19 protein-coding genes and 1 pseudogene are annotated in these 18,561 nt (G+C 71.9%); 9 read left to right on the top strand and 11 right to left on the bottom strand.

Going from position 1 to position 18,561, the window contains the following annotated elements:
• Positions 1 to 311: 311 nt before the first annotated feature.
• Together argG and SSP29_RS38755 are read right to left on the bottom strand one after the other, a co-directional pair.
• Positions 312 to 1,760, bottom strand: coding sequence for an argininosuccinate synthase (gene argG, locus SSP29_RS38760; protein ID WP_089105605.1), 1,449 nt, complete (start codon positions 1,758 to 1,760; stop codon positions 312 to 314).
• Positions 1,761 to 1,844: 84 nt separating this feature from the next.
• Entirely contained in the window at positions 1,845 to 3,014 is a 1,170-nt protein-coding gene (locus SSP29_RS38755) for a serine hydrolase domain-containing protein (protein WP_089105604.1), read from the bottom strand.
• Positions 3,015 to 3,276: 262 nt separating this feature from the next.
• Between SSP29_RS38755 and SSP29_RS38750 the strand changes: the two genes are divergently transcribed.
• Positions 3,277 to 4,173: an aminoglycoside phosphotransferase family protein gene (locus tag SSP29_RS38750; protein WP_089105603.1), complete on the top strand. Its 897-nt coding sequence runs from the start codon at positions 3,277 to 3,279 to the stop codon at positions 4,171 to 4,173.
• A 92-nt stretch (positions 4,174 to 4,265) separates the two neighbouring features.
• On the opposite strand, the gene SSP29_RS38745 is transcribed toward SSP29_RS38750, so the two are convergent.
• Positions 4,266 to 5,066 carry a hypothetical protein gene (locus SSP29_RS38745; protein WP_145969004.1) on the bottom strand — a complete coding sequence of 267 codons (801 nt, stop codon included), beginning with the start codon at positions 5,064 to 5,066 and terminating at the stop codon, positions 4,266 to 4,268.
• 287 nt (positions 5,067 to 5,353) lie between these two features.
• Here SSP29_RS38745 and SSP29_RS38740 point away from each other — a divergent pair, with 287 nt between their 5' ends.
• The gene (locus tag SSP29_RS38740) at positions 5,354 to 5,989 is read left to right on the top strand and encodes a PadR family transcriptional regulator (RefSeq protein WP_089105601.1); all 636 of its coding nucleotides are present in this window, start codon (positions 5,354 to 5,356) and stop codon (positions 5,987 to 5,989) included.
• Between the two features lie 97 nt (positions 5,990 to 6,086).
• On the opposite strand, the gene SSP29_RS38735 is transcribed toward SSP29_RS38740, so the two are convergent.
• Both SSP29_RS38735 and SSP29_RS38730 read right to left on the bottom strand, forming a co-directional pair.
• Positions 6,087 to 6,515 carry a type II toxin-antitoxin system Rv0910 family toxin gene (locus SSP29_RS38735; protein WP_089105600.1) on the bottom strand — a complete coding sequence of 143 codons (429 nt, stop codon included), beginning with the start codon at positions 6,513 to 6,515 and terminating at the stop codon, positions 6,087 to 6,089.
• Positions 6,516 to 6,638: 123 nt separating this feature from the next.
• Positions 6,639 to 6,833 (bottom strand): hypothetical protein, encoded by a 195-nt coding sequence (locus SSP29_RS38730; protein ID WP_089105599.1) that lies wholly within the window; start codon positions 6,831 to 6,833, stop codon positions 6,639 to 6,641.
• A gap of 200 nt (positions 6,834 to 7,033) precedes the next feature.
• Between SSP29_RS38730 and SSP29_RS38725 the strand changes: the two genes are divergently transcribed.
• Positions 7,034 to 7,630: a Clp protease N-terminal domain-containing protein gene (locus tag SSP29_RS38725; RefSeq protein ID WP_107436325.1), complete on the top strand. Its 597-nt coding sequence runs from the start codon at positions 7,034 to 7,036 to the stop codon at positions 7,628 to 7,630.
• 52 nt (positions 7,631 to 7,682) lie between these two features.
• The gene (locus tag SSP29_RS38720) at positions 7,683 to 8,651 is read left to right on the top strand and encodes an EamA family transporter (protein WP_150135729.1); all 969 of its coding nucleotides are present in this window, start codon (positions 7,683 to 7,685) and stop codon (positions 8,649 to 8,651) included.
• A gap of 57 nt (positions 8,652 to 8,708) precedes the next feature.
• On the opposite strand, the gene SSP29_RS38715 is transcribed toward SSP29_RS38720, so the two are convergent.
• Positions 8,709 to 9,398 (bottom strand): pyridoxamine 5'-phosphate oxidase family protein, encoded by a 690-nt coding sequence (locus SSP29_RS38715; protein WP_089105596.1) that lies wholly within the window; start codon positions 9,396 to 9,398, stop codon positions 8,709 to 8,711.
• Between the two features lie 36 nt (positions 9,399 to 9,434).
• Between SSP29_RS38715 and SSP29_RS38710 the strand changes: the two genes are divergently transcribed.
• Positions 9,435 to 10,763 carry an aminotransferase class I/II-fold pyridoxal phosphate-dependent enzyme gene (locus SSP29_RS38710; RefSeq protein ID WP_089105595.1) on the top strand — a complete coding sequence of 443 codons (1,329 nt, stop codon included), beginning with the start codon at positions 9,435 to 9,437 and terminating at the stop codon, positions 10,761 to 10,763.
• 133 nt (positions 10,764 to 10,896) lie between these two features.
• On the opposite strand, the pseudogene SSP29_RS38705 reads toward SSP29_RS38710, so the two are convergent.
• A pseudogene (locus SSP29_RS38705) lies at positions 10,897 to 11,820 on the bottom strand (DMT family transporter); the annotation flags it as partial.
• Positions 11,821 to 11,894: 74 nt separating this feature from the next.
• On the opposite strand from SSP29_RS38705, the gene SSP29_RS38700 reads away from it, so the two are divergent.
• Positions 11,895 to 12,797 carry a LysR family transcriptional regulator gene (locus SSP29_RS38700; RefSeq protein ID WP_089105594.1) on the top strand — a complete coding sequence of 301 codons (903 nt, stop codon included), beginning with the start codon at positions 11,895 to 11,897 and terminating at the stop codon, positions 12,795 to 12,797.
• 20 nt (positions 12,798 to 12,817) lie between these two features.
• On the opposite strand, the gene SSP29_RS38695 is transcribed toward SSP29_RS38700, so the two are convergent.
• Positions 12,818 to 13,285 (bottom strand): pyridoxamine 5'-phosphate oxidase family protein, encoded by a 468-nt coding sequence (locus SSP29_RS38695; RefSeq protein ID WP_089105593.1) that lies wholly within the window; start codon positions 13,283 to 13,285, stop codon positions 12,818 to 12,820.
• A 78-nt stretch (positions 13,286 to 13,363) separates the two neighbouring features.
• On the opposite strand from SSP29_RS38695, the gene SSP29_RS38690 reads away from it, so the two are divergent.
• A complete protein-coding gene (locus SSP29_RS38690) occupies positions 13,364 to 14,008 on the top strand; it encodes a cysteine hydrolase family protein (RefSeq protein WP_089105592.1) in 645 nt (214 codons plus the stop codon).
• A 3-nt stretch (positions 14,009 to 14,011) separates the two neighbouring features.
• Here SSP29_RS38690 and SSP29_RS38685 read toward each other — a convergent pair whose 3' ends face one another.
• The 3 genes from SSP29_RS38685 to SSP29_RS38675 form a co-directional block, all read right to left on the bottom strand.
• Positions 14,012 to 14,512 (bottom strand): Rieske (2Fe-2S) protein, encoded by a 501-nt coding sequence (locus SSP29_RS38685; protein ID WP_089105591.1) that lies wholly within the window; start codon positions 14,510 to 14,512, stop codon positions 14,012 to 14,014.
• Positions 14,513 to 15,060: 548 nt separating this feature from the next.
• Positions 15,061 to 15,861, bottom strand: a complete 801-nt coding sequence (locus SSP29_RS38680) for a helix-turn-helix transcriptional regulator (protein WP_089105590.1) — start codon at positions 15,859 to 15,861, stop codon at positions 15,061 to 15,063.
• Entirely contained in the window at positions 15,858 to 16,784 is a 927-nt protein-coding gene (locus SSP29_RS38675; RefSeq protein ID WP_089105589.1) for an SDR family NAD(P)-dependent oxidoreductase, read from the bottom strand. Before SSP29_RS38675 ends, SSP29_RS38680 begins: the two co-directional genes overlap by 4 nt.
• 544 nt (positions 16,785 to 17,328) lie before the next feature.
• On the opposite strand from SSP29_RS38675, the gene SSP29_RS38665 reads away from it, so the two are divergent.
• Together SSP29_RS38665 and SSP29_RS38660 are read left to right on the top strand one after the other, a co-directional pair.
• Complete coding sequence (locus SSP29_RS38665) at positions 17,329 to 18,093, top strand: HipA family kinase (RefSeq protein ID WP_089105588.1); 765 nt, start codon at positions 17,329 to 17,331, stop codon at positions 18,091 to 18,093.
• On the top strand, positions 18,090 to 18,539 hold the full coding sequence (locus SSP29_RS38660; protein WP_089105587.1) for a DUF3037 domain-containing protein: 450 nt from the start codon (positions 18,090 to 18,092) through the stop codon (positions 18,537 to 18,539). The genes SSP29_RS38665 and SSP29_RS38660 overlap by 4 nt, the downstream gene beginning before the upstream one ends.
• The last annotated feature ends 22 nt before the right edge of the window (positions 18,540 to 18,561 follow it).

Raw genomic sequence — 18,561 nt, 5'->3', positions numbered from 1 at the left:
GTGTCGCTCACCGGCGCCGGCAGGGTGCCGCTGCGCCCACCGATTGCCCGCAGCTATGTGGCTGACGCGACTGCAGCGCCCCGTCAGGGGCGCGGGGAACTGCGCGAGCAACCACGACGGTGCCGCACCGGCTCCCTGACGGTGGCCCACCACGGCGCGCCCCTCAGGGGCGCGGGGAACTGCGCGAGAACGCACGACGGCGTCGCACTGGCCGCTCAACCGGCCGTAACCACGGCGCGGACGCCCAAGCGCACCCCGCCAAGACGAGAAGGGCCGACCCGTCACCAGGTCGGCCCCCCTGAGCGGAACGCTCAGTCCGTGCCCAGTTCCATCGCCGCCCGGTCCAGCAGCTCGTCGGCGTCCGGCGCAGCCTCCCCGCGGGACGCGATCGCCTCGGCGCCCCCCTCCGGCATGGTGCCGATCAGCCCGGTCGCCGCAGCCTGCGCCGCACCGATCGCCGGGTTGGCGGAACCGATCAGACCCAGCCCCGCGTACTGCTCCAGCTTCGCGCGGGAGTCGGCGATGTCGAGGTTGCGCATCGTGAGCTGCCCGATCCGGTCCACCGGACCGAACGCGGCGTCCTCGGTGCGCTCCATCGACAGCTTGTCCGGGTGGTAACTGAACGCCGGCCCCGTCGTGTCGAGGATCGAGTAGTCCTCGCCACGCCGCAGCCGCAGCGTCACCTCACCGGTGACGGCCGCGCCGACCCACCGCTGCAGCGACTCGCGGATCATCAGCGCCTGCGGGTCCAGCCACCGGCCCTCGTACATCAGCCGGCCGAGCCGCCGACCCTCGTTGTGGTACTGCGCGACCGTGTCCTCGTTGTGGATCGCGTTGACGAGGCGCTCGTACGCCGCGTGCAGCAGCGCCATGCCCGGCGCCTCGTAGATGCCCCGGCTCTTGGCCTCGATGATCCGGTTCTCGATCTGGTCGGACATGCCGAGCCCGTGCCGGCCGCCGATCGCGTTGGCCTCCATGACCAGCTCGACGGCGGTCTCGAACTCCTTGCCGTTGACGGTGACAGGGCGGCCCTGGTCGAAGCCGATGGTGACGTCCTCGGGGAGGATCTCGACCTCGGGGTCCCAGAACCGCACACCCATGATCGGCTCGACGGTCTCGATGCCGTTGTCCAGGTGCTCCAGGGTCTTCGCCTCGTGCGTGGCACCCCAGATGTTGGCGTCGGTGGAGTACGCCTTCTCCGTGCTGTCCCGGTACGGCAGCCCGTGGGCCACCAGCCACTCGGACATCTCCTTGCGGCCGCCGAGCTCGGTCACGAAGTCCGCGTCCAGCCACGGCTTGTAGATCCGCAGGTGCGGGTTGGCGAGCAGCCCGTACCGGTAGAACCGCTCGATGTCGTTGCCCTTGAAGGTCGACCCGTCGCCCCAGATCTGGACGTCGTCCTCCAGCATGGCCCGCACCAGCAGCGTGCCGGTGACGGCACGGCCGAGCGGCGTGGTGTTGAAGTACGACCGTCCGCCCGAGCGGATGTGGAACGCACCGCAGGTGAGCGCGGCCAGGCCCTCCTCGACCAGCGCGGCGCGGCAGTCGACCAGGCGCGCGATCTCGGCACCGTAGGTGTGCGCACGGCCGGGCACCGAGGCGATGTCGGGCTCGTCGTACTGGCCGATGTCGGCGGTGTAGGTGCACGGGACGGCGCCCTTGTCGCGCATCCACGCGACCGCCACCGAGGTGTCGAGCCCGCCGGAGAAGGCGATGCCGACGCGCTCGCCGGCGGGAAGGGAGGTGAGGACCTTGGACATAGGAAGATTATGCATGAGAACGCATGGTCATGCAACGCCCCTGTTGAGGGCGCCCCGATCCGGCCGCCGCGACGAGGCCTCCGGTCACGGGGAGGCGCACAGAGCGTGGTCGATCAGGGCGCTCGCCGCGTTCTCCTGGCCCAGGATGTGCTCCAGGGTGTCGCCGCGTGCCTCGGACATGGAGACCACGGCGCTTCGCCGGCCGTCGTCGGTGACGCCGTTGAGCGTGATGTAGCCGCCGTCCCCGCCCTCGTGGCTCCAGTAGGTTCCGCCGCAGCTCAGCGGGCGTTCGGACAGGCCGAGCCCGTACCGGCCGCCGGGCCACAGCTGCTGGACCTCCGCGCTCACGGGGACGGTCCGCTTCATCTCGGCCAGCTGCCGCGCCGGTAGCAGGCGGCCGGCGAGCAGGGCGCGGAGGAGGCCGTTCTCGTCCCGTGTGGTCGTGACCCACGAGAGGTTCTCGTGGTCGACCGGTATCTGGTCGGTGACGTCCACCACGGAACCGGGGCCGAAGAGCTGGTAGGCCTCGGCATGCGGGCGGGGCAGGGTGGGCGAGGTGCCGGCCCACCGGGTCCGGTCGAGGCCGAGCGGGCGCAGGACGCGGTCTTCGATCGCCCGGTGGGCGGGTTGGCCGGTGACCTTCTGGATGATCATGCCGAGCAGGACGTAGCCGGTGTTGGAGTACTCCCAGCCCTCGCCGGGCGGGAAGTCCGGCGCGTGCGCCATGGCCCGGGCGACCAGCTGCTCGGGACCGTAGACGTCGTGGCGCTGCTGGTAGTACTCCTCCGGCGTGGTGTATCCGGGCAGGTCGTCGTGGATGCCGCTGGTGTGCTGGAGGAGTTGGCGGAGGGTGATCCGGCCGCCGTCGTTGCCGTTGCCCCGCACCACTCCGGGCAGCCAGTGGTCGACCGTGTCGTCCAGGGACAGCCGGCCCTCGGCCTCCAGCTGGAGGACCACGGTGGCGACCAGCGTCTTGGACGTGCTGGCCATGCGGAAGTAGCCGTCGGAGGAGACCGGGCGGCCGGTGGCCAGGTCGGCGGTGCCGCTGGTGGCGACCGACTGCCGGCCGTCGGGCCCGATCACGCGAGCCTGCACACCGCTGACCCCGAGGGCCTGGATCGCCGCGGTGTCCCGGCGCAGCCGCTCCACGGTGGAGGGACCGGCGGACTGGGCGACGGCGCCGGCCGCCTCGGCGGCGAGCAGCGTGGTGACCGCGAGCGCCATGGCGAGGTGCTTCCGAAGTGTCGACGTCATGGCCGAACGCTAATTTTCGCCCTCGCCGGGTCGCGATCCGAGGCACCCCCGGATGGGGAAGGGGGTTTCCCCCCGGATCGGCTGTCCCTTCTCACTCATTCGAGTCGCCACCGGCCACGTCACCTGGCTCGTCGAGCAGCATTTCTCCGCCGACGCCGAAACACGGTGGAGAACGGTTGAGACACCTGAGTGGCCGAAAATCTCGGTTGATCTGGTCTGCTTCCGGCGTTTCGAATGGGACCAGTGGAAGGGACTGCGAGAGATGACCATGCACGACGACCAAGTGGACGTGACCATCGAAATCGTTGCGACCTTGATCCAAGAACAGTTCCCTCAGTGGAGCGGCAAGGCGGTCCGACTCCAGTCGTCGACCGGGACGGTCCACGCCATCTTCCGCATCGGGAACGACCTCTCTGCGCGTTTCCCGCTGCGCCTGGCCGATGCTGCCGAGGCGCTGGCGGTTCTGGAACGGGAGGCCCGGGCGAGCGCGGAGCTGGCACAGGTGTCTCGGTTCCCCGTCCCGGAACCCGTCGCCTTGGGAGAGCCTGGCGCGGGTTACCCCATGCCGTGGTCGGTCCAGACATGGCTGCCGGGAACGGTCGCCCTTGATGCCGACCCGAGTGGGTCGGACGCTTTTGCCGAGGACCTTGCGGCCTTCATCGCAGCCCTCCGGGACGCCGAGACGCGGGGGCGGCTTTTCAACGGCGAAAATCGTGGCGGCGTTCTCGCTCACCACGACGATTGGATGGCGAAGTGCTTCGAGGAGAGTGAGGGGCTGCTCGACGTGCCCCGGCTGCGCCAGGTGTGGAGCCACCTCCGGGAGTTGCCACGCACGGGTGCCGACGTGATGAGCCATGGTGACTTGATTCCCGGCAATGTACTGGTCGCGGGAGACCGGCTCGGTGGCGTACTCGACACCGGCGGCTTCGGCCCGGCCGACCCCGCGCTCGATCTGGTCAGTGCCTGGCACCTGTTGCAGCCAGGTCCGCGGGAAGTGCTTCGGCGGACACTGGGCTGTGCCGATCTGGAGTGGGAGCGCGGCAAGGCATGGGCGTTCGAACAGGCGATGGGTGTTGTCTGGTACTACGTCGAGAGCAATCCGACGATGAGCAGGATGGGGCGCCGGACACTCGACCGCATCCTGGAGTCGATGGAGTGACGGCGCCCCGATCGCAGGCCGTGACAGAGATCGCTGGTCTGGCCTTCATCCTCGTGGCGTGTCGGCAAGCCTGCTGAAGTCGACCTGCTCGGTCAGGCGGTGACCGTGAAGCCGTGCCGCCGGCCGAGCTTGGCCAGGGACAGATGATCGGGAACACCGTCCGCGGCGGCGCCTTCGTAGCCGAGGCGCCGCTGCCACGCCGCATACGCCGTGATGGTGAGGCACTCGAAGTCGCCGTCGGTACTGATGTTGTCGAGCAGGCCTTCGGCGTGCAGCGCCCCCTCGACGAGGCGGGCGCCGTCGGGGTAGGCCGGGTGGCCTTGCGTGGTGCCCGGGTTCGAGCGGGTCAGGGTGATAAGGCGGTCGAGGTCGATGCAGGGCTCGCCGTCTGTTTCGAGCGCCAGGATCTCTGTCGCGCGGGCGATGATCTGGCCGCGCTGTGCTTTGCGCTTGTCACCGGGGCAGTGCGGGTGCCCGCCCCAGGCGTCGCCGCCCACGCCGTGCCAGGTCAGGCCGGGCTGGGTCGTGCTGTCCACGACGTGCAGCGGCCAGCCGAAGGTGGAGTTCCCCCAGGCGTAGATGTGCGCCACCCCCTCCACCTGGGTGGCGGTGAGCGCGATGTCCGGGTGGCCTTCGGTCTCCACGCTGGCGTAGTACGGGTTGCCCAGATGCTGCGCGAAGGCGTAGTCGACGCCGGTCTCGACGTACTGCTCGATCCGGCCCGTCGTGCTGACCCAGAAGTCGGAGCTGACCTGCTTGGCGGGATTGTTGAAGTAGCCGTAGGGGCTGTGGTTGCCGTCCTGGACGTGCAGGACCAGGCCTCGGTGTTCAAGGACGCCGTTCTTGTGGGCGTTGACGACGGGCCGCCAGACGGCGCCGGGCATGCGTGGCATGGGTGCTCCAGGGCATGGCCGAGGCTCCGGCCGGGACGGCACCGGAGCGGAAAGGGGCGGGACGGCTCGGCCATGACGGTCCGAGCGTCCAGCGGGGTGCAGCTCAGAATCTGCACGCCCTGACCGCGGACCCTGTGGACGACACGGACCGCATTCGGGTGGATGAAGCCAGGCCCGTCACACGGTCCTGCAGGTGAAGCAGGGGCTTGCCATCCGAACGCTTCCGATATATCGTTGAGGCATCGCGAACGGTACGCGACAGATCAACGATGAATGGAGTGATTGCCATGCGTTCCCACGGATTCGAGCGTGGACATGGTCAGGGCGGCTCTCACCCGCACGGGCGGGGCGGCTTCGGTGGACGTGACGGCCGGCGTGCGGCGTTCGGGCCCTTCGGTCCGGGTGGCCCCGGCTTCGGTCCCGGCGGGCCCGGTTTCGGACCGGGGCACTGGGGGCCGCGAGGACGCGGTGGTCCCAGGGGGAGGGCGCGGCGCGGTGACGTACGGGCCTCGATCCTGGCCCTGCTGAAGGACCGCCCGATGCACGGTTACGAGATGATCCAGGAGATCGCCGAGCGCAGCGGCGGTGCGTGGAAGCCCAGCCCCGGCTCGGTCTACCCCACCCTCCAGCTGCTGGAGGACGAGGGCCTGATCACCAGCGAGAGCGAGGGCGGCAAGAAGCTGTTCTCCCTCACCGACAGCGGCCGCACCGCCGCCGACGAGGGGCCGGACGCCCCCTGGGAAGAGGCTTCCCGAGGGGTCGACTTCGAGGCCCTGAGCGAGATCCGCCAGGCCGGCTTCGGTCTGATGGAGGCCTTCGGGCAGGTCTGGAAGACCGGCAGCAAGGAACAGCGCGAGAAGGCGCTGGCCGTCATCAACGAGACCCGCAAGAAGCTGTACCTCATCCTCGCCGACGAGGACTGATCCTCGGGGCCCTCGGGGCCCTCGGGCACGAGGTGAGACCGGGCGCCCCGTGGAGTGATCCACGGGGCGCCCCGGCGTGTCCGGCGAGCCGGGCGCCTCAGGCCACCAGCCCGCCCAGCTTGCGCAGCGACTCGTTCAGGGCCGCCGTCGCCGAGTCCTTGAGCTTGCCCGCCATCAGCGACACGGCCGCGCCCGTGAACTCGCCGTCGATCCGCACCCCCGTCGCGTCCCCGTCCGGGGTCAGCGTGTAGCGGGTGGCGACGGTCACCGCCATCGGGCCCTTGCCGCGGATCGCCAGCACCCGCGCCGGCTCCAGTTCCTCGATGGTCCACTCGACCTCCGCCGGGAAGCCCATCAGCTTCATGTTCTCCTGGAAGGTGCCGCCCACCGCCAGGGTCTCGGGGCCGCCCTTGGGAAAGTTGGTGTGGGTCGCGTTCCACTCGCCGTACGCCGACCAGTCGGTGAGCTGTGCCCACACCTTCTCGGCCGGTGCCTGGATGCGTGCCTCCGCGCTGACTTCGGCCATCGGGCCACCCCTTCGTGTCGGGCTACGGTGTCGCGGAACGTAGCCGCAGGGCCTCGAACATTCAATACTGATGAACCGTCAGGAAATGTGCGGATCCGGGGCCGCGGCGGCCGCCGTGGTCGCTCAGCCGACCCGCCGTATCAGCGCCGCGTCGAACAGGTCCCACGCGCGCGGGAACGCGCTCTCGTCATGGCAGTGCCAGGCGTCCCAGAACAGGTCCGCGAGCAGCGCGTCCGGCGGGGCGTACACCCGGTACACGTACTGCCTGCCGTCGACCGCCGGCAGGGCGACCAGCCAGCAACAGCACCCGCTCTCCATGTCGGTGAGAGACGTACGACGGGTGTGCGACGGTTGCGCGTGGGGCGCGCGGCAAGACGGCGCGCGCCGCTGTGGCCGGAATCGGTCTGATCTCATCCGTAAGGAGGAGATTCCGGCCATCCGCGTCCACTCTGCGTGGGACGCGAAAATGCTTCCCCTCGCCGATGACTCGGAGCCCTGGGATTGATGAGGTAGGGGATGTGCAACCCCGTATTCCCCGCCAGCCCGCCCAGGACCAGGGCAGTATCCACGCGGACGACGATGCCGGGCTCGGTGCCGAGCCGGCAGCGGTGGTCGCCGGTGCCCGGCGCCGGGCCGTACGGGACGGGGACCGCCAGGTCGACACCGCCCATCTGCTGCACTCGCTGATCGAGTACGACCCCGAGGTGCGCGCCGCCATCGGTGACGCCCCGCAGCTCGCCCGCCTGCTCGGCTACCTCGTGCAGCGCAGCATCGGCTACGGCCTGCGCTGGCAGAGCGGGGTGGAGGACTCCGGCGCGCTGCCGGCCCTTCCGCAGCCAGGCGGCAGAGCCGAGGGCCGGGGCGACGGTGCCTGGTCGCCGGTGGCCGCGGCCGCCCTGGAGTACGCCCGCAGCCGCGCCCGGCGCCGCGGCGAGAACCACGCCGGCGGCATCGACCTGCTCGCGGGCCTCGTCCTGGACCCGGAGTCCCGGGCCGTGCAGGTGCTGGAGCGGGCCGGGGTGGCCGCTCGTGAGCTGGCCGTACGGATAGACGGGGACGGGGCGGTCGGCGCGGTCGTGGACGCCGAGGCGGAGCGCCGCACGTCCGGCCGCTGAGACAGGTGCCATAAGAGGTGACGCTCATGTCGTCCGCTGGCATCATGTCCCGGTGCACACCACTGACAGCAGCCATGGAAAGGGCCTCGGGCTCTCCCTCGCCGTCGGGTCGGCGCTCGCCTTCGGCGGCTCCGGCGTCGCGGCCAAGCCCCTGATCGAGGCCGGGCTCGCGCCGCTGGACGTGGTGTGGCTGCGCGTGGCGGGCGCCGCCCTGGTGATGCTGCCGCTCGCCGTCCGCCACCGTGACCTGCCGCGCCGCCGGCCGGCGCTGCTCGCCGGGTTCGGCCTGCTGGCCGTGGCCGGCGTCCAGGCCTGCTACTTCGCCGCCATCTCCCGGATACCGGTGGGCGTGGCGCTGCTCGTGGAGTACCTCGCTCCCGCGCTGGTGCTCGGCTGGGTCCGGTTCGTACAGCGACGGCCGGTCACCCGCGCCGCCGCGCTCGGTGTGGTCCTCGCGGCGGGCGGTCTCGCGTGTGTGGTGGAGGTGTGGTCGGGGCTGCGGTTCGACGCGCTGGGGCTGGTGCTGGCGCTGTCGGCGGCCTGCTGCCAGGTGGGGTACTTCGTGCTCGCCGACCACGGCGGCGGCGAGGGGGCGGATCCGCTGGGGGTGATCGCGTACGGGCTGCTGGTCGGGGCGGGCCTGCTCACCGTGGTGGCCCGGCCGTGGGAGATGGACTGGTCGGTGCTGGGCGGCTCCGCGCGGATGAACGGGGCGGCCGTGCCGGCGGTGGTCCTGCTGGGGTGGATCGTGCTGGTCGCGACGGTCGTCGCGTACGTCACGGGTGTGGTGTCGGTACGGCGGTTGTCTCCGCAGGTGGCGGGGGTGGTGGCCTGTCTGGAGGCGGTGGTGGCGACCGTGCTGGCGTGGGTGCTGCTGGGGGAGCGGCTGGGGGCGCCGCAGGTGGTGGGCGGGGTTGTCGTACTGGCCGGGGCGTTCATCGCGCAGTCCTCTGCGCCTGCCAAGGGCTCCGCCGAGCCCTTGGCGCGTGGTGAGGGTGTGGTGCGGGAGCCGGCGGTCTGAGCGTTGTCGGCCGCCGGTCGGTGGTGGCCGGCCGCGCCCCCGAGGGGGCGCTGCATATCAGCGGGTCTTCAAGTACTGCGGCACCGCGACGTCCGCCGCCAGGTCCTCGTTCGCGACCGGGGTGTCGTACCCCTTGCGCAGCGGCAGCACGCCCGCCCAGTGCGGGAGGTCCAGGTCCTCCGGCTCGTCGTTCGCGCCGCCTGTGCGGGTCTTGGCGGAGACCTCGTTGAGGTCGAGGCGGATCACCGCGGTCGCGGCCAGTTCCTTCTTGTTGGCCGGGCGGGAGTCGGCGGCCCGGCCCGGCACCACGTGGTCGACCAGGGCGTCCAGCGCGCAGCACTTCTCCTCGGGGTCGGTGACCTGGTGGGCGATGCCGTGCACCACCACGGAGCGGTAGTTGACCGAGTGGTGGAAGGCCGAGCGGGCCAGCACGAGGCCGTCGACATGGGTGACCGTCACGCACACCGCGAGTCCGGGGTCGGCCTGGCCGGTCATCCGCAGCGGCCGCGAGCCCGTCGAGCCGTGCAGGTAGAGGACCTCGCCGACCCGGCCGTACAGCGTCGGCAGCACCACGGGCGCGCCGTCGCGCACGAAGCCGAGGTGGCAGAGGTAGCCCTCGTCGAGGATGGCGTGCACCAGTTCCCTGTCGTACGACGCCCGCTCGGCGGAACGGGTGGGAACGGTGCGGTCGGTCTTTTCGTACGCGGCGGGCTGGGCCGGCACGGTTCCCTGTACGGCTGTCTCCATTGCGTTTCTCCATTGCACTAGTGCATAATGTTGTTTGTGCTAGGAGAATATCGGATCGAAGGGCGTGGCGCAGCGGAGATTGCGGCCAGCGTCGAGCGCGCGGTGGGTTCCGGGGAGCTGGCGCCGGGGCAACTGCTCCCCCCGATGCGGGAGTTGGCGAGCGCGCTCGGGGTGAATCCCAATACGGTCGCGGCCGCGTACCGCACCCTGCGCGAGCGCGGGGTCATCGAGACCGCCGGCCGGCGGGGCAGCCGGGTCCGGCCGAAGCCGGCCACCACCGGGCGGGACCAGCTCCCCGACGTCCCGGCCGGGGTGCGTGACCTGTCCTCCGGCAACCCCGACCCCGCACTGCTCCCCGCCCTCGCGCCGGCCCTGGCGGCGGTGGCCGCCGAGTGCGACCGTGACCCGGTCCTCTACGGCGCGGACCCCGTCGAGCCGGAGCTGGAGCGGATGGCGCGCGCCGAACTGGCCGCGGGCGGTGTGCCCGACGGGCCGCTCACCGTCACCTCGGGCTCCCTGGACGCCGCCGAACGCGTCCTGCTGGCGCACCTCAAGCCCGGCGACCCGGTCGCCGTCGAGGATCCCGGCTGGGGCCGCACCCTCGACCTGATCCCCGCGCTGGGACTGCGCACCGTCCCGGTGGCGGTCGACGACGAGGGGCCGCGGGCCGACGCCCTGCGCCGGGCGCTGGAGTCCGGGGCGCGCGCCCTGATCGTCACGGCCCGGGCACACAACCCCACCGGCGCCGTGGTGAGCGCGGCACGCGCGCGTGCCCTGCGGGCCGTCCTGCGCGCACACCCCCACACGCTGTTGATCGAGGACGACCACGGCCACGGCATCGTCGACCTCCCCCTGCACCCCCTGGCGGGCGTCACCCGGCACTGGGCCTTCGTCCGCTCGGTCGCCAAGGCCTACGGCCCCGACCTGCGCCTGGCCACCCTGACCGGCGACGAGGTCACGGTCGACCGGGTACGGGGGCGCCAGCGCCTGGGCCCCGGCTGGGTGAGCCGGCTGCTGCAGCGCACGGTGGTCCGCATGTGGGCCGACGGCGCGGTGAACGGACCGGAGGTGGCGGCGGCCTACCGGGCCCGCCGTGAACTCCTCATCGACGCGCTGGCGGACCACGGTGTCCAGGCCCACGGCCGCTGCGGCATGAACGTCTGGGTCCCGGTTCCGGACGAGACGGCCGCGGTGTCCCGGCTGCTGCACGAGGGATGGGCGGTGGCCCCGGGCGCGCGCTACCGCCTGGCGACCCCACCGGGCATCCGCATCACCGTCTCGACACTGACGCCCGAGGAGACCGGTCCGCTGGCGGAGGCGGTGGCGACGGCGGTGAGGCCGGCGAAAGGACGCGTCCAGGCTTAGCCAAGCGCTCCGCTGGAAGTGCCGCGATCTGCCGTCTGCCGTCTGCGGCGCCGTCGTGACTGGTCGCGCCCACGCGGCGGAGCCGCATATGGATACAGCCCCGCGCCCCTTCGGGGCGCTGCCGGAGGCGCGGCCTCACCTGGGTGAGGGCCGCGCCCGCGAGTACGATCACCGCTCCCGCCGGCGTGCTCCAGCGCAACGACTCGCCCAGCACCGCGACCCCCGCCGCGGCGGCGATGACCGGGATGAAGTACGTGACCATCTGGGCGGTGGTCGGGCCGACCTCCGCCACCAGCCCGTACTGGACGAGCACCGCCAGCCCCGTCCCCAGCGCGCCGAGCGCGGCGATCGCCAGCAGCGGGACCAGTGCGAAGTGCGCCGGGAGGGACGTGAACAGCGGTGTCACCACGGCCAGTTGAACCGTCGCGAGCAACAGCTGCGCCCCGGTCGTCGCCAGATGGGAGTCACCCGTCCCGGCCAGCGTCCGCCGGACGTAGATCCACCCCACCGGATAGCTCAGCGAGGCCAGCAGCGCCATCGCGGTCCCCGTGACGTCCAGGCCGTGGAACCCCTCCCAGGCACCCAGCACCGTCAGCACGCCGATGAACCCCAGGCCGAGCCCGGCGAACCGAACCCTCGTCGGCCGGTCCTCCGACAGGGCCACCAGCGACAGCGCCATCCCCCACAGCGGCGAGGTCGCGTTGCAGATCCCGGCCAGCGTGGACGGGATCGTCAGCTCCGAGTAGGCGAAGAGGGAGAACGGCAGCGCGTTGAGCAGGAACGCCGCGACCGCCAGATGCCCCCAGGTACGGGCCCCGCGCGGCAGCCGCTGCCGCTTCACGGCCATCGCCGCCGCAAGGACCGCCGTACCGAACGCCAGCCTGCCCAGGGTGACCTGGAACGGTGCGTAGCCCTCCGTCCCCACCTTGATGAAGAGGAAGCTGAAACCCCAGATCAGCGACAGGGCGCCGAAGCGCAGTCGCCAGTCGAGGCGGGGGCGGGAGGGGCCGGCGGCCAGTGTCGGCTCGCTGGTCGCGGCGGTGGTCACGGTGCTCATGGCCTCCACCATGCGGGAGCCGATCTCGTAGCACAATCGAGATCTGTCACCCGGTACCTCTTAGAATCACTTACATGTTGAACCTGGAGCGCCTGCGCACCCTGGACGCCCTCGCCCGGCACGGCTCGGTCAGCGGGGCCGCCGAGGCCCTGCACGTCACGACGTCGGCGGTGTCGCAGCAGATGGGCAAGCTGGAGCGCGAGGTGGACCAGCAGCTCCTCGCGAAGAACGGCCGGGGCATCCGGCTCACCGACGCCGGGCGGCTGCTCGCCGAGCACGCGGCCCGGATCCTCTCCCAGGTCGAGCTGGCCCAGTCCGACCTGGAGGCGCACCGGGGCCAGGTCGTCGGCGAGCTGCGGCTCTCCGCGTTCCCGACGGCCGCCCGCGGCCTGTTCCCGACCGCACTGGCCGCCCTGCGCGCCCGGCACCCGGCGCTGCGCGTCCGCTCCAGTGAACTGGAGCCGGAGAAGGGCATCGCCGGGGTGGTCCGCGGCGACCTCGACCTCGCCGTCGTCCTGGACTGGTACAACAAGCCGATGCCGCTGCCCGACGGGCTGGTCAAGGCACCCCTGCTGGACGACCCCGCCGACGTGGCGCTGCCGGCCGGGCACCGGCTCGCCGGCCGTGCGGAGGTGGACCTGGGGGAGTTCGCCGAGGACGAGTGGATCACCTGGGGCGAGGGCGAGTTCTGCCACGAATGGCTGATGTTCACGCTCCGCTCGCGCGGCATCGAGCCCATCGTCGGGCACCGCGCGGCCGAGACGCACACACAGCTCAACCTGGTGGCGGCCGGGCTGGGGGTCTGCATCGCCCCGCTGCTGGGGCGTCACCCGGTGCCGGAGGGCGTTCTCATGGTGCCCCTGAAGCAGCGGGTGCGCCGCCATGTGTACGTCGTCTGGCGGGCCGACGCCGACCGCCGCCCGTCGATCCGGGCGGCGGTGCAGGCTCTGCGCGGCGCGGCCGAGGCGATCGCCTGAACCGGCTCTTCCGAACCGCCTTACGCCGAGCCCAGCTTGCGGAAGTCCCAGGAGGCGATCTTCGTCGGGGTCAGCCGCGCCCAGGCATGCCGGCCGTCGTGCGGCATCTCGTCCAGGCCGAAGTTCTTACGGGCGAACACCGTCTCGATGTAGTCGAGTTCGGCGACCAGTTCGCCGGTGCGCGGGACCTCGCCCACGAACTCGACGGTCCCCCTCAGCTCGACGCCCCGCAACTGGTCGTACTCCTCGCCGGAGTCGACCACGACGGCCACCCGCGGATCGCGGCTGAGGTCCTTCCAGCGCTGGCTGCGCACCACCGAGTAGAGCCACAGGGACTTGCCGTCCCAGGCGAACCACAGGGCGCTGACGTGCGGGGCGCCGGACGCCGAGACGGTCGCGACCCGGCAGGTGCGTTGTGTGGTGAGGAACTCGTCCAGCTCCCCGGGCGTCATCATGATCTTCCGACCCCGGCGCTGAGTGACGGTCATGCGGCCCCCTCTTCTTCCGTTCCCGCGCAATGCTGGTTAGTCTCGCCCGCCCCGCACCAAGGCGGAAGGGGGCGTCACATGCCGTCGTACGAACGGCTCTCGGAACTCCTCGATCCCGTGAGCACCGTGCTGCTCACCGTCGAGTGCCAGCAGGGTGTGGTGGGCCCGGAGAGCGCGCTGCCCGAACTCGCCCGTGAGGCGCGGACGTCCGGGGCTCTCAACAACATCGCCCGCCTTGTCGCCGCCGCCCACGACACCGGTGTCCAGGTGATCCACGCGATCGCCGAACGCCGCCCGGACGGCCGGGGCGCGAACCGCAACGCCCGCCTGTTCCGCGCCGCCGAACGGCTGCCCGTCCAGCAGCTGTCCGGCACGGCGGCGGTCCGCGTCGCGCCCCCCATCGAGGTCTCGGAGGAGGATCTCGTCGTACGACGGCTGCACGGCCTGTCGCCGATCCAGGGCACCGACGTCGACGCTCTGCTGCGCAACCTCGGCTGCCGCACTCTGGTCGTCACCGGTGTCTCGGCCAACGTGGCCATCCCGAACACGGTGTTCGACGCGGTCAACCGGGGCTACACGGCCGTCGTCCCGGCCGACGCCATCGCGGGAGTGCCCTCCGAGTACACCCCCGCGATGGTCCGCAACACCCTCGCGTTGGTCGCCACGGTCGCGACCACGGACGAGGTGCTCGGCTGCCTCAAACAACCGCGCCGGCGGTCCTGAGGGTCAGGCCAGCGATATCTGGTCGCTGGCGACCGTGATGTTCGCGGCCGTCAGACCCGTGGTCGCCGGGCCCTGCTTCACGCTGCCGTCCGCGATGGCGAACTTGCTGCCGTGGCAGGGACAGACGATCTCGCCGTTGGCGATGCTCGTCACCGCGCAGCCGGCGTGCGGGCACTTGGTCGAGAACGCCTTGTACGTACCCGACGTCGGCTGGGTCACGACCACGGACTGGTCCTTGTAGATCGTGCCGCCGCCCTCGGGGATGTCCGTGGTCTTGGCGAGCGCGGTGCCGCCGGCCGCGGCCGTGGAGCCGCCGGCCGAGCCGTTGCTGTCCTGGGTGGTGGAGCCACCGCCCGCGTTGTTGGTCGTGGTGGTCGTGCTCGACGAGCCGTCGTCCGACGACCCGCACGCGGTCAGCGCGGCGGCGAGCCCCGCCGCTCCGGCCGCCGCCATGACGGTACGGCGGCCCGGTCCGGCTGAGGGGGTGAGCGGTGCGCTGGTCATGTGAGGGGTTCCCTTCCGCGGAGCTTCTCGTGGATCTGTCCAGGGGTACGGTCTTCGGGCACCACCTGTTCAGACGGCATCCAGATAGTGACCACCCGGACATGAGGCTTCGGTAAAACGGCGCTGTCGGTTCGCTGTCGGTCTTGACCTGCGCCGCAGCCGAGCGGGCGACGCACGGCACCGTCACGCAGGTCGGAAGGGCACCGCGACCGGGCCCGCCGCGGAGGGCCCGGTCCGCGGAGCGGCTCAGATCCCGGTCGAAGACCCGGCCGACCGCGTTTCCCGCGACGTCCTCCAGCGCGGGGTCCACCCGGAGCAGATGCGGTGTCCCCGCCCAGGGCCGGTGGGGTGTCAGCTCCCGGGACTCCTCGCCGTCCCCGGTCCCGGAGGCGGCGACGGGCAGGCCGTCGGCGTCGGCGACCAGCAGACTGCGTGCCGGCAGGCCGTGGTCGAGCGGACGGCCGAAGCGGACGGTCAGGCGGTCCCGGGAGCCCGCGCGGGGCACCCCGAGGCTCCACCGGGCGGGGTCGACCGGCCGTCGTGTTCGGTTACTCGGAGCCGCTTTCCTGGGCGGGCAGGAAGACTGTCAGGGAAAGCTTTTCGTCATGGGCGTCCGACAGCTTCAGATGGTCCAGGGCGATGCGGCCGAGCCGTGGATGCCGTAGCTCCTTGCGGGCGGCGGTGAATCCGCTGACGCTCCGCTCGTCCCACAGCTCGCGGAACGCCTCGGAGGAATTCAGCAGCGACTTGAGGAGCGCGGGGCCGCGCGGATCGTCGGGATACCGGGCGAGGGCCACCCGCAACTGGCCGACGAGGGAACGCGCCTCGCCGAGCCAGTCGACGAACAGTCCCGAACCGCGCGACTCGGCAAAGGTGATCCAGAGGATGTTCCGCTCGTCCGCCGACCGCTGGTCGAGGCCGCCGAGGAGCTCGGCGTACGCGTCGTTGTACGCCAGCAGGTCCCACCACGGGTTCATCACGTAGGCGGGCTTCGGGAACAGCTCCCGAACCAGCCGCTCAAGGAGCGGATCGACCTTCGCGGGCGCCGGTCCCGCCGACGGCGGTACCAGAGCGGCCAGCGTGAACAGATGCGCGCGCTGCGGCCCGGAGAGCCGCAGCGCACGGGCCAGGCTTTCGATGACCTGCCTGCTCACACTGATGTCGCGGCCCTGTTCGAGCCATGTGTACCAGGTGACGCTCAGCCCGGCGAGCTGCGCCAGCTCCTCGCGGCGCAGCCCCGGGGTGCGGCGCCGCGGCCCGGACCGGAAGCCTGCCGCCGCCGGGTCGGTCGCCTCCCGCCGGGCGCGGAGGAAGGCGCCGAGTTCGTCGCGCTGGACCAGGTCGGTCATGAGGCACCGGCGGCGTCGGCGAGCAGGGCCTCGGAGACGTCCCACAGCCGGCGGGCGTTGTCCGGATCCACGGCGTACCGGGCGACGCCGTGCAGCGTGCCCGTGCGCCGGTCGACCACCTCGGCCTCGTTGCAGTCGTTGAAGTAACGCCCGCCCACCCCGTCCAGCAGCGGTGAGACTGCGAGGAGCACCGAGGTGGCGGCGCCCTGCTCCACCGTCTTCATCTGATCGGCCGCCCCCCGTCCGCTGCTGCCCCCGATGTGCCGCTGGAGGTTGGTCACGACGGCCCCCGGCATGAGGGCGTTGGCGGTGATGCCGTCGGCCGCCCAGCGCCGGGTGGCCTCGACCGCGAAGAGCACGTTCGCGGTCTTGGACTGCGCGTACGCGGCCCACGGTTCGTAGGCCCGGAAGCCGAAGTGCAGGTCGTCGAGGACGACGGGGGAGCGCTGGTGGCCGGTCGAGCTCACGACGACGATGCGGGCGGCCTGCGCCGCGGCCAGCGCCCCGTGCAGACCGGTCGCCAGGGCGAAGTGGCCGAGGTGGTTGGTGGCGAACTGCAGCTCCCACCCCTGCGGCGTGTACTGCTCCGGGCAGGCCATGACGCCCGCGTTGTTGACCAGGATGTCCAGCGGGCCGTGCCAGGCCGCGGTGAACGCGGCCACGGACGCGGGGTCGGCCAGGTCCAGACGGGCGACACGAAGCGCCTCGTCGCCGGCGGAGCCGATGTCCTTGGCCACCCGCTCACCGGCCGCCGTGTCCCGCACGGCGAGGGTGACCTCCGCACCCCGCGAGGCCAGTACCCGCGCCGTCTCCGCGCCGAGCCCGGAGGACGCCCCGGTGACCAGTGCGCGGCGCCCGGAGAGGTCGATGCCGGCGGCCACCTCGGCCGCGGTGCTGGAGAAGCCGAAGGGGGTGGTGATCATGCCGAACTCCTCTTGAAACGGTGGTTCCACCCACTCACCGTAGGAGCCCCGGTGACCATGACGCCAACGAGACTTGGGAACAGGTGGTATGCGTCGAAGTCATGGATGTCGCGAGGCGGCACCACCGGGCACGGACCGGTCGGGCAGGCGTCGGCCGCCGCCCGTGGATCCGGCGGATCACGCCGTCGGCCTGCGGTGCGGAGAGCCGGCGCGGACTGCGGACCGGCAGGTGGTGCCGGCCGGCGGGGAACACCCGTTGCTCGGCGGTGAGCTGACGGTCACTCGGCGATCTCGTTCCGAGGACGTGCGGCGGTGTGCTGACGGTCGCTAGGTGCTCTCGTTCCGAGGCCGTGCGGCGACTCGGGCGCGTGGGCCGGGGGTTCCTGGCGTGCTGTCACGCTCGGTTACTATGCTCACTTCATGCCGGAGGCCGGAAGCGAGGGGCGCAGCGCCGCCGACGGGCTGCCGGGGAGGACCCGCCCGTCTTGCTCCCGACAACCCCGGTCGTCGATTGCATGGTTGAGAAGCTGGATGGCCTGGGAAAATGCTGCGAGAAGTGACCGCGACCCGCTACATCACGCCCCTGCGTGAGGGGGGCTCGCTGCCGGGGCTCGTCGAGGCCGACGACTTCGGGACGTACGTCATGAAGTTCACGGGTGCGGGGCAGGGCCGGAAGACGCTGGTCGCCGAGGTCGTCTGCGGTGAGCTCGCGCGCCGGCTCGGGTTCCGGATGCCCCGGCTGGTCACCGTCGCACTGGATCCCGTTCTGGGGCTCGGCGAGCCCGAGCAGCAGGTGCAGGACCTGTTGCGGGGCAGCGGCGGCACCAACCTCGGCATGGACTTCCTGTCCGGTGCCCTGGGCTTCGACCCGCTCGCCTTCGCGGTGAGCCCCGAGGAGGCCGGGCGGATCGTCTGGTTCGACGCGCTGATCAACAACGTCGACCGCTCCTGGCGCAACCCCAACCTGCTGGTCCACCACGGCGACCTGTGGCTCATCGACCACGGCGCCACCATGATCTGGCAGCACAACTGGCCCTCGGCCGAGGCGTCCGCCGCCCGCCCCTACGACGCCGCCGACCACGCGCTGAGCGGGTTCGGCCCCGACGTCCGGGCGGCCGCCGCCGAGTTGGCGCCCCTGGTCACCGAGGACCTGCTCGCCGAGGTCACCGCCGAGATCCCGGACGTCTGGCTCGCCGCCGAGCCCGGCTTCGACACCCCCGACGAACTGCGGCGCACCTATGCGCGGCCGCTGCTCGCCCGGGCCGCCGTCATCCACGAACGCATCACCGGCATCGAGGGGACCAAGTGAGCGAGACCCATATCTACATGGCCGGACATGTGACCGAGCGCCACATCACCCGGGCCGGTCAGGGCGGCGACCGCGACGTCTTCGAGTACGCCCTGCTGCGCGTCGTGCCCCGCGTGGAGCGCGGCGAGTACATCAACGCCGGCGTGATCGTGTACTGCCGGGCCAAGACCTACGTCGGCGCCCGCACCCATCTCGACGAGGCCCGGCTGCTGGCCCTGGATCCGGACGCGGACGCGGCCGGGGTGCGGGCCGCGCTCGGGGCGGTGGAGGGCGTGTGCGCGGGCGGGGCGGCGGCGGGGCACGCGGCCGGCGACGACCCGGGGCGGCGCTTCCGCTGGCTGGTCGCGCCCCGCTCCACCGTCGTACAGCCGGGCCCTGTGCACACGGGGCTCACCCTCGACCCGGCCGCCGAGACGGAGCGGTTGCTGGACCTCCTGGTGAGGTAATGGATCACACCGCGCGGTGCGG

The sequence above is a fragment of the Streptomyces hyaluromycini genome, assembly GCF_002217755.1.
GTDB lineage: Bacteria > Actinomycetota > Actinomycetes > Streptomycetales > Streptomycetaceae > Streptomyces > Streptomyces hyaluromycini.
The sequence above is the reverse complement of the archived record's forward strand: the minus strand, read 5'-3'. Positions and strand labels throughout refer to the sequence as shown.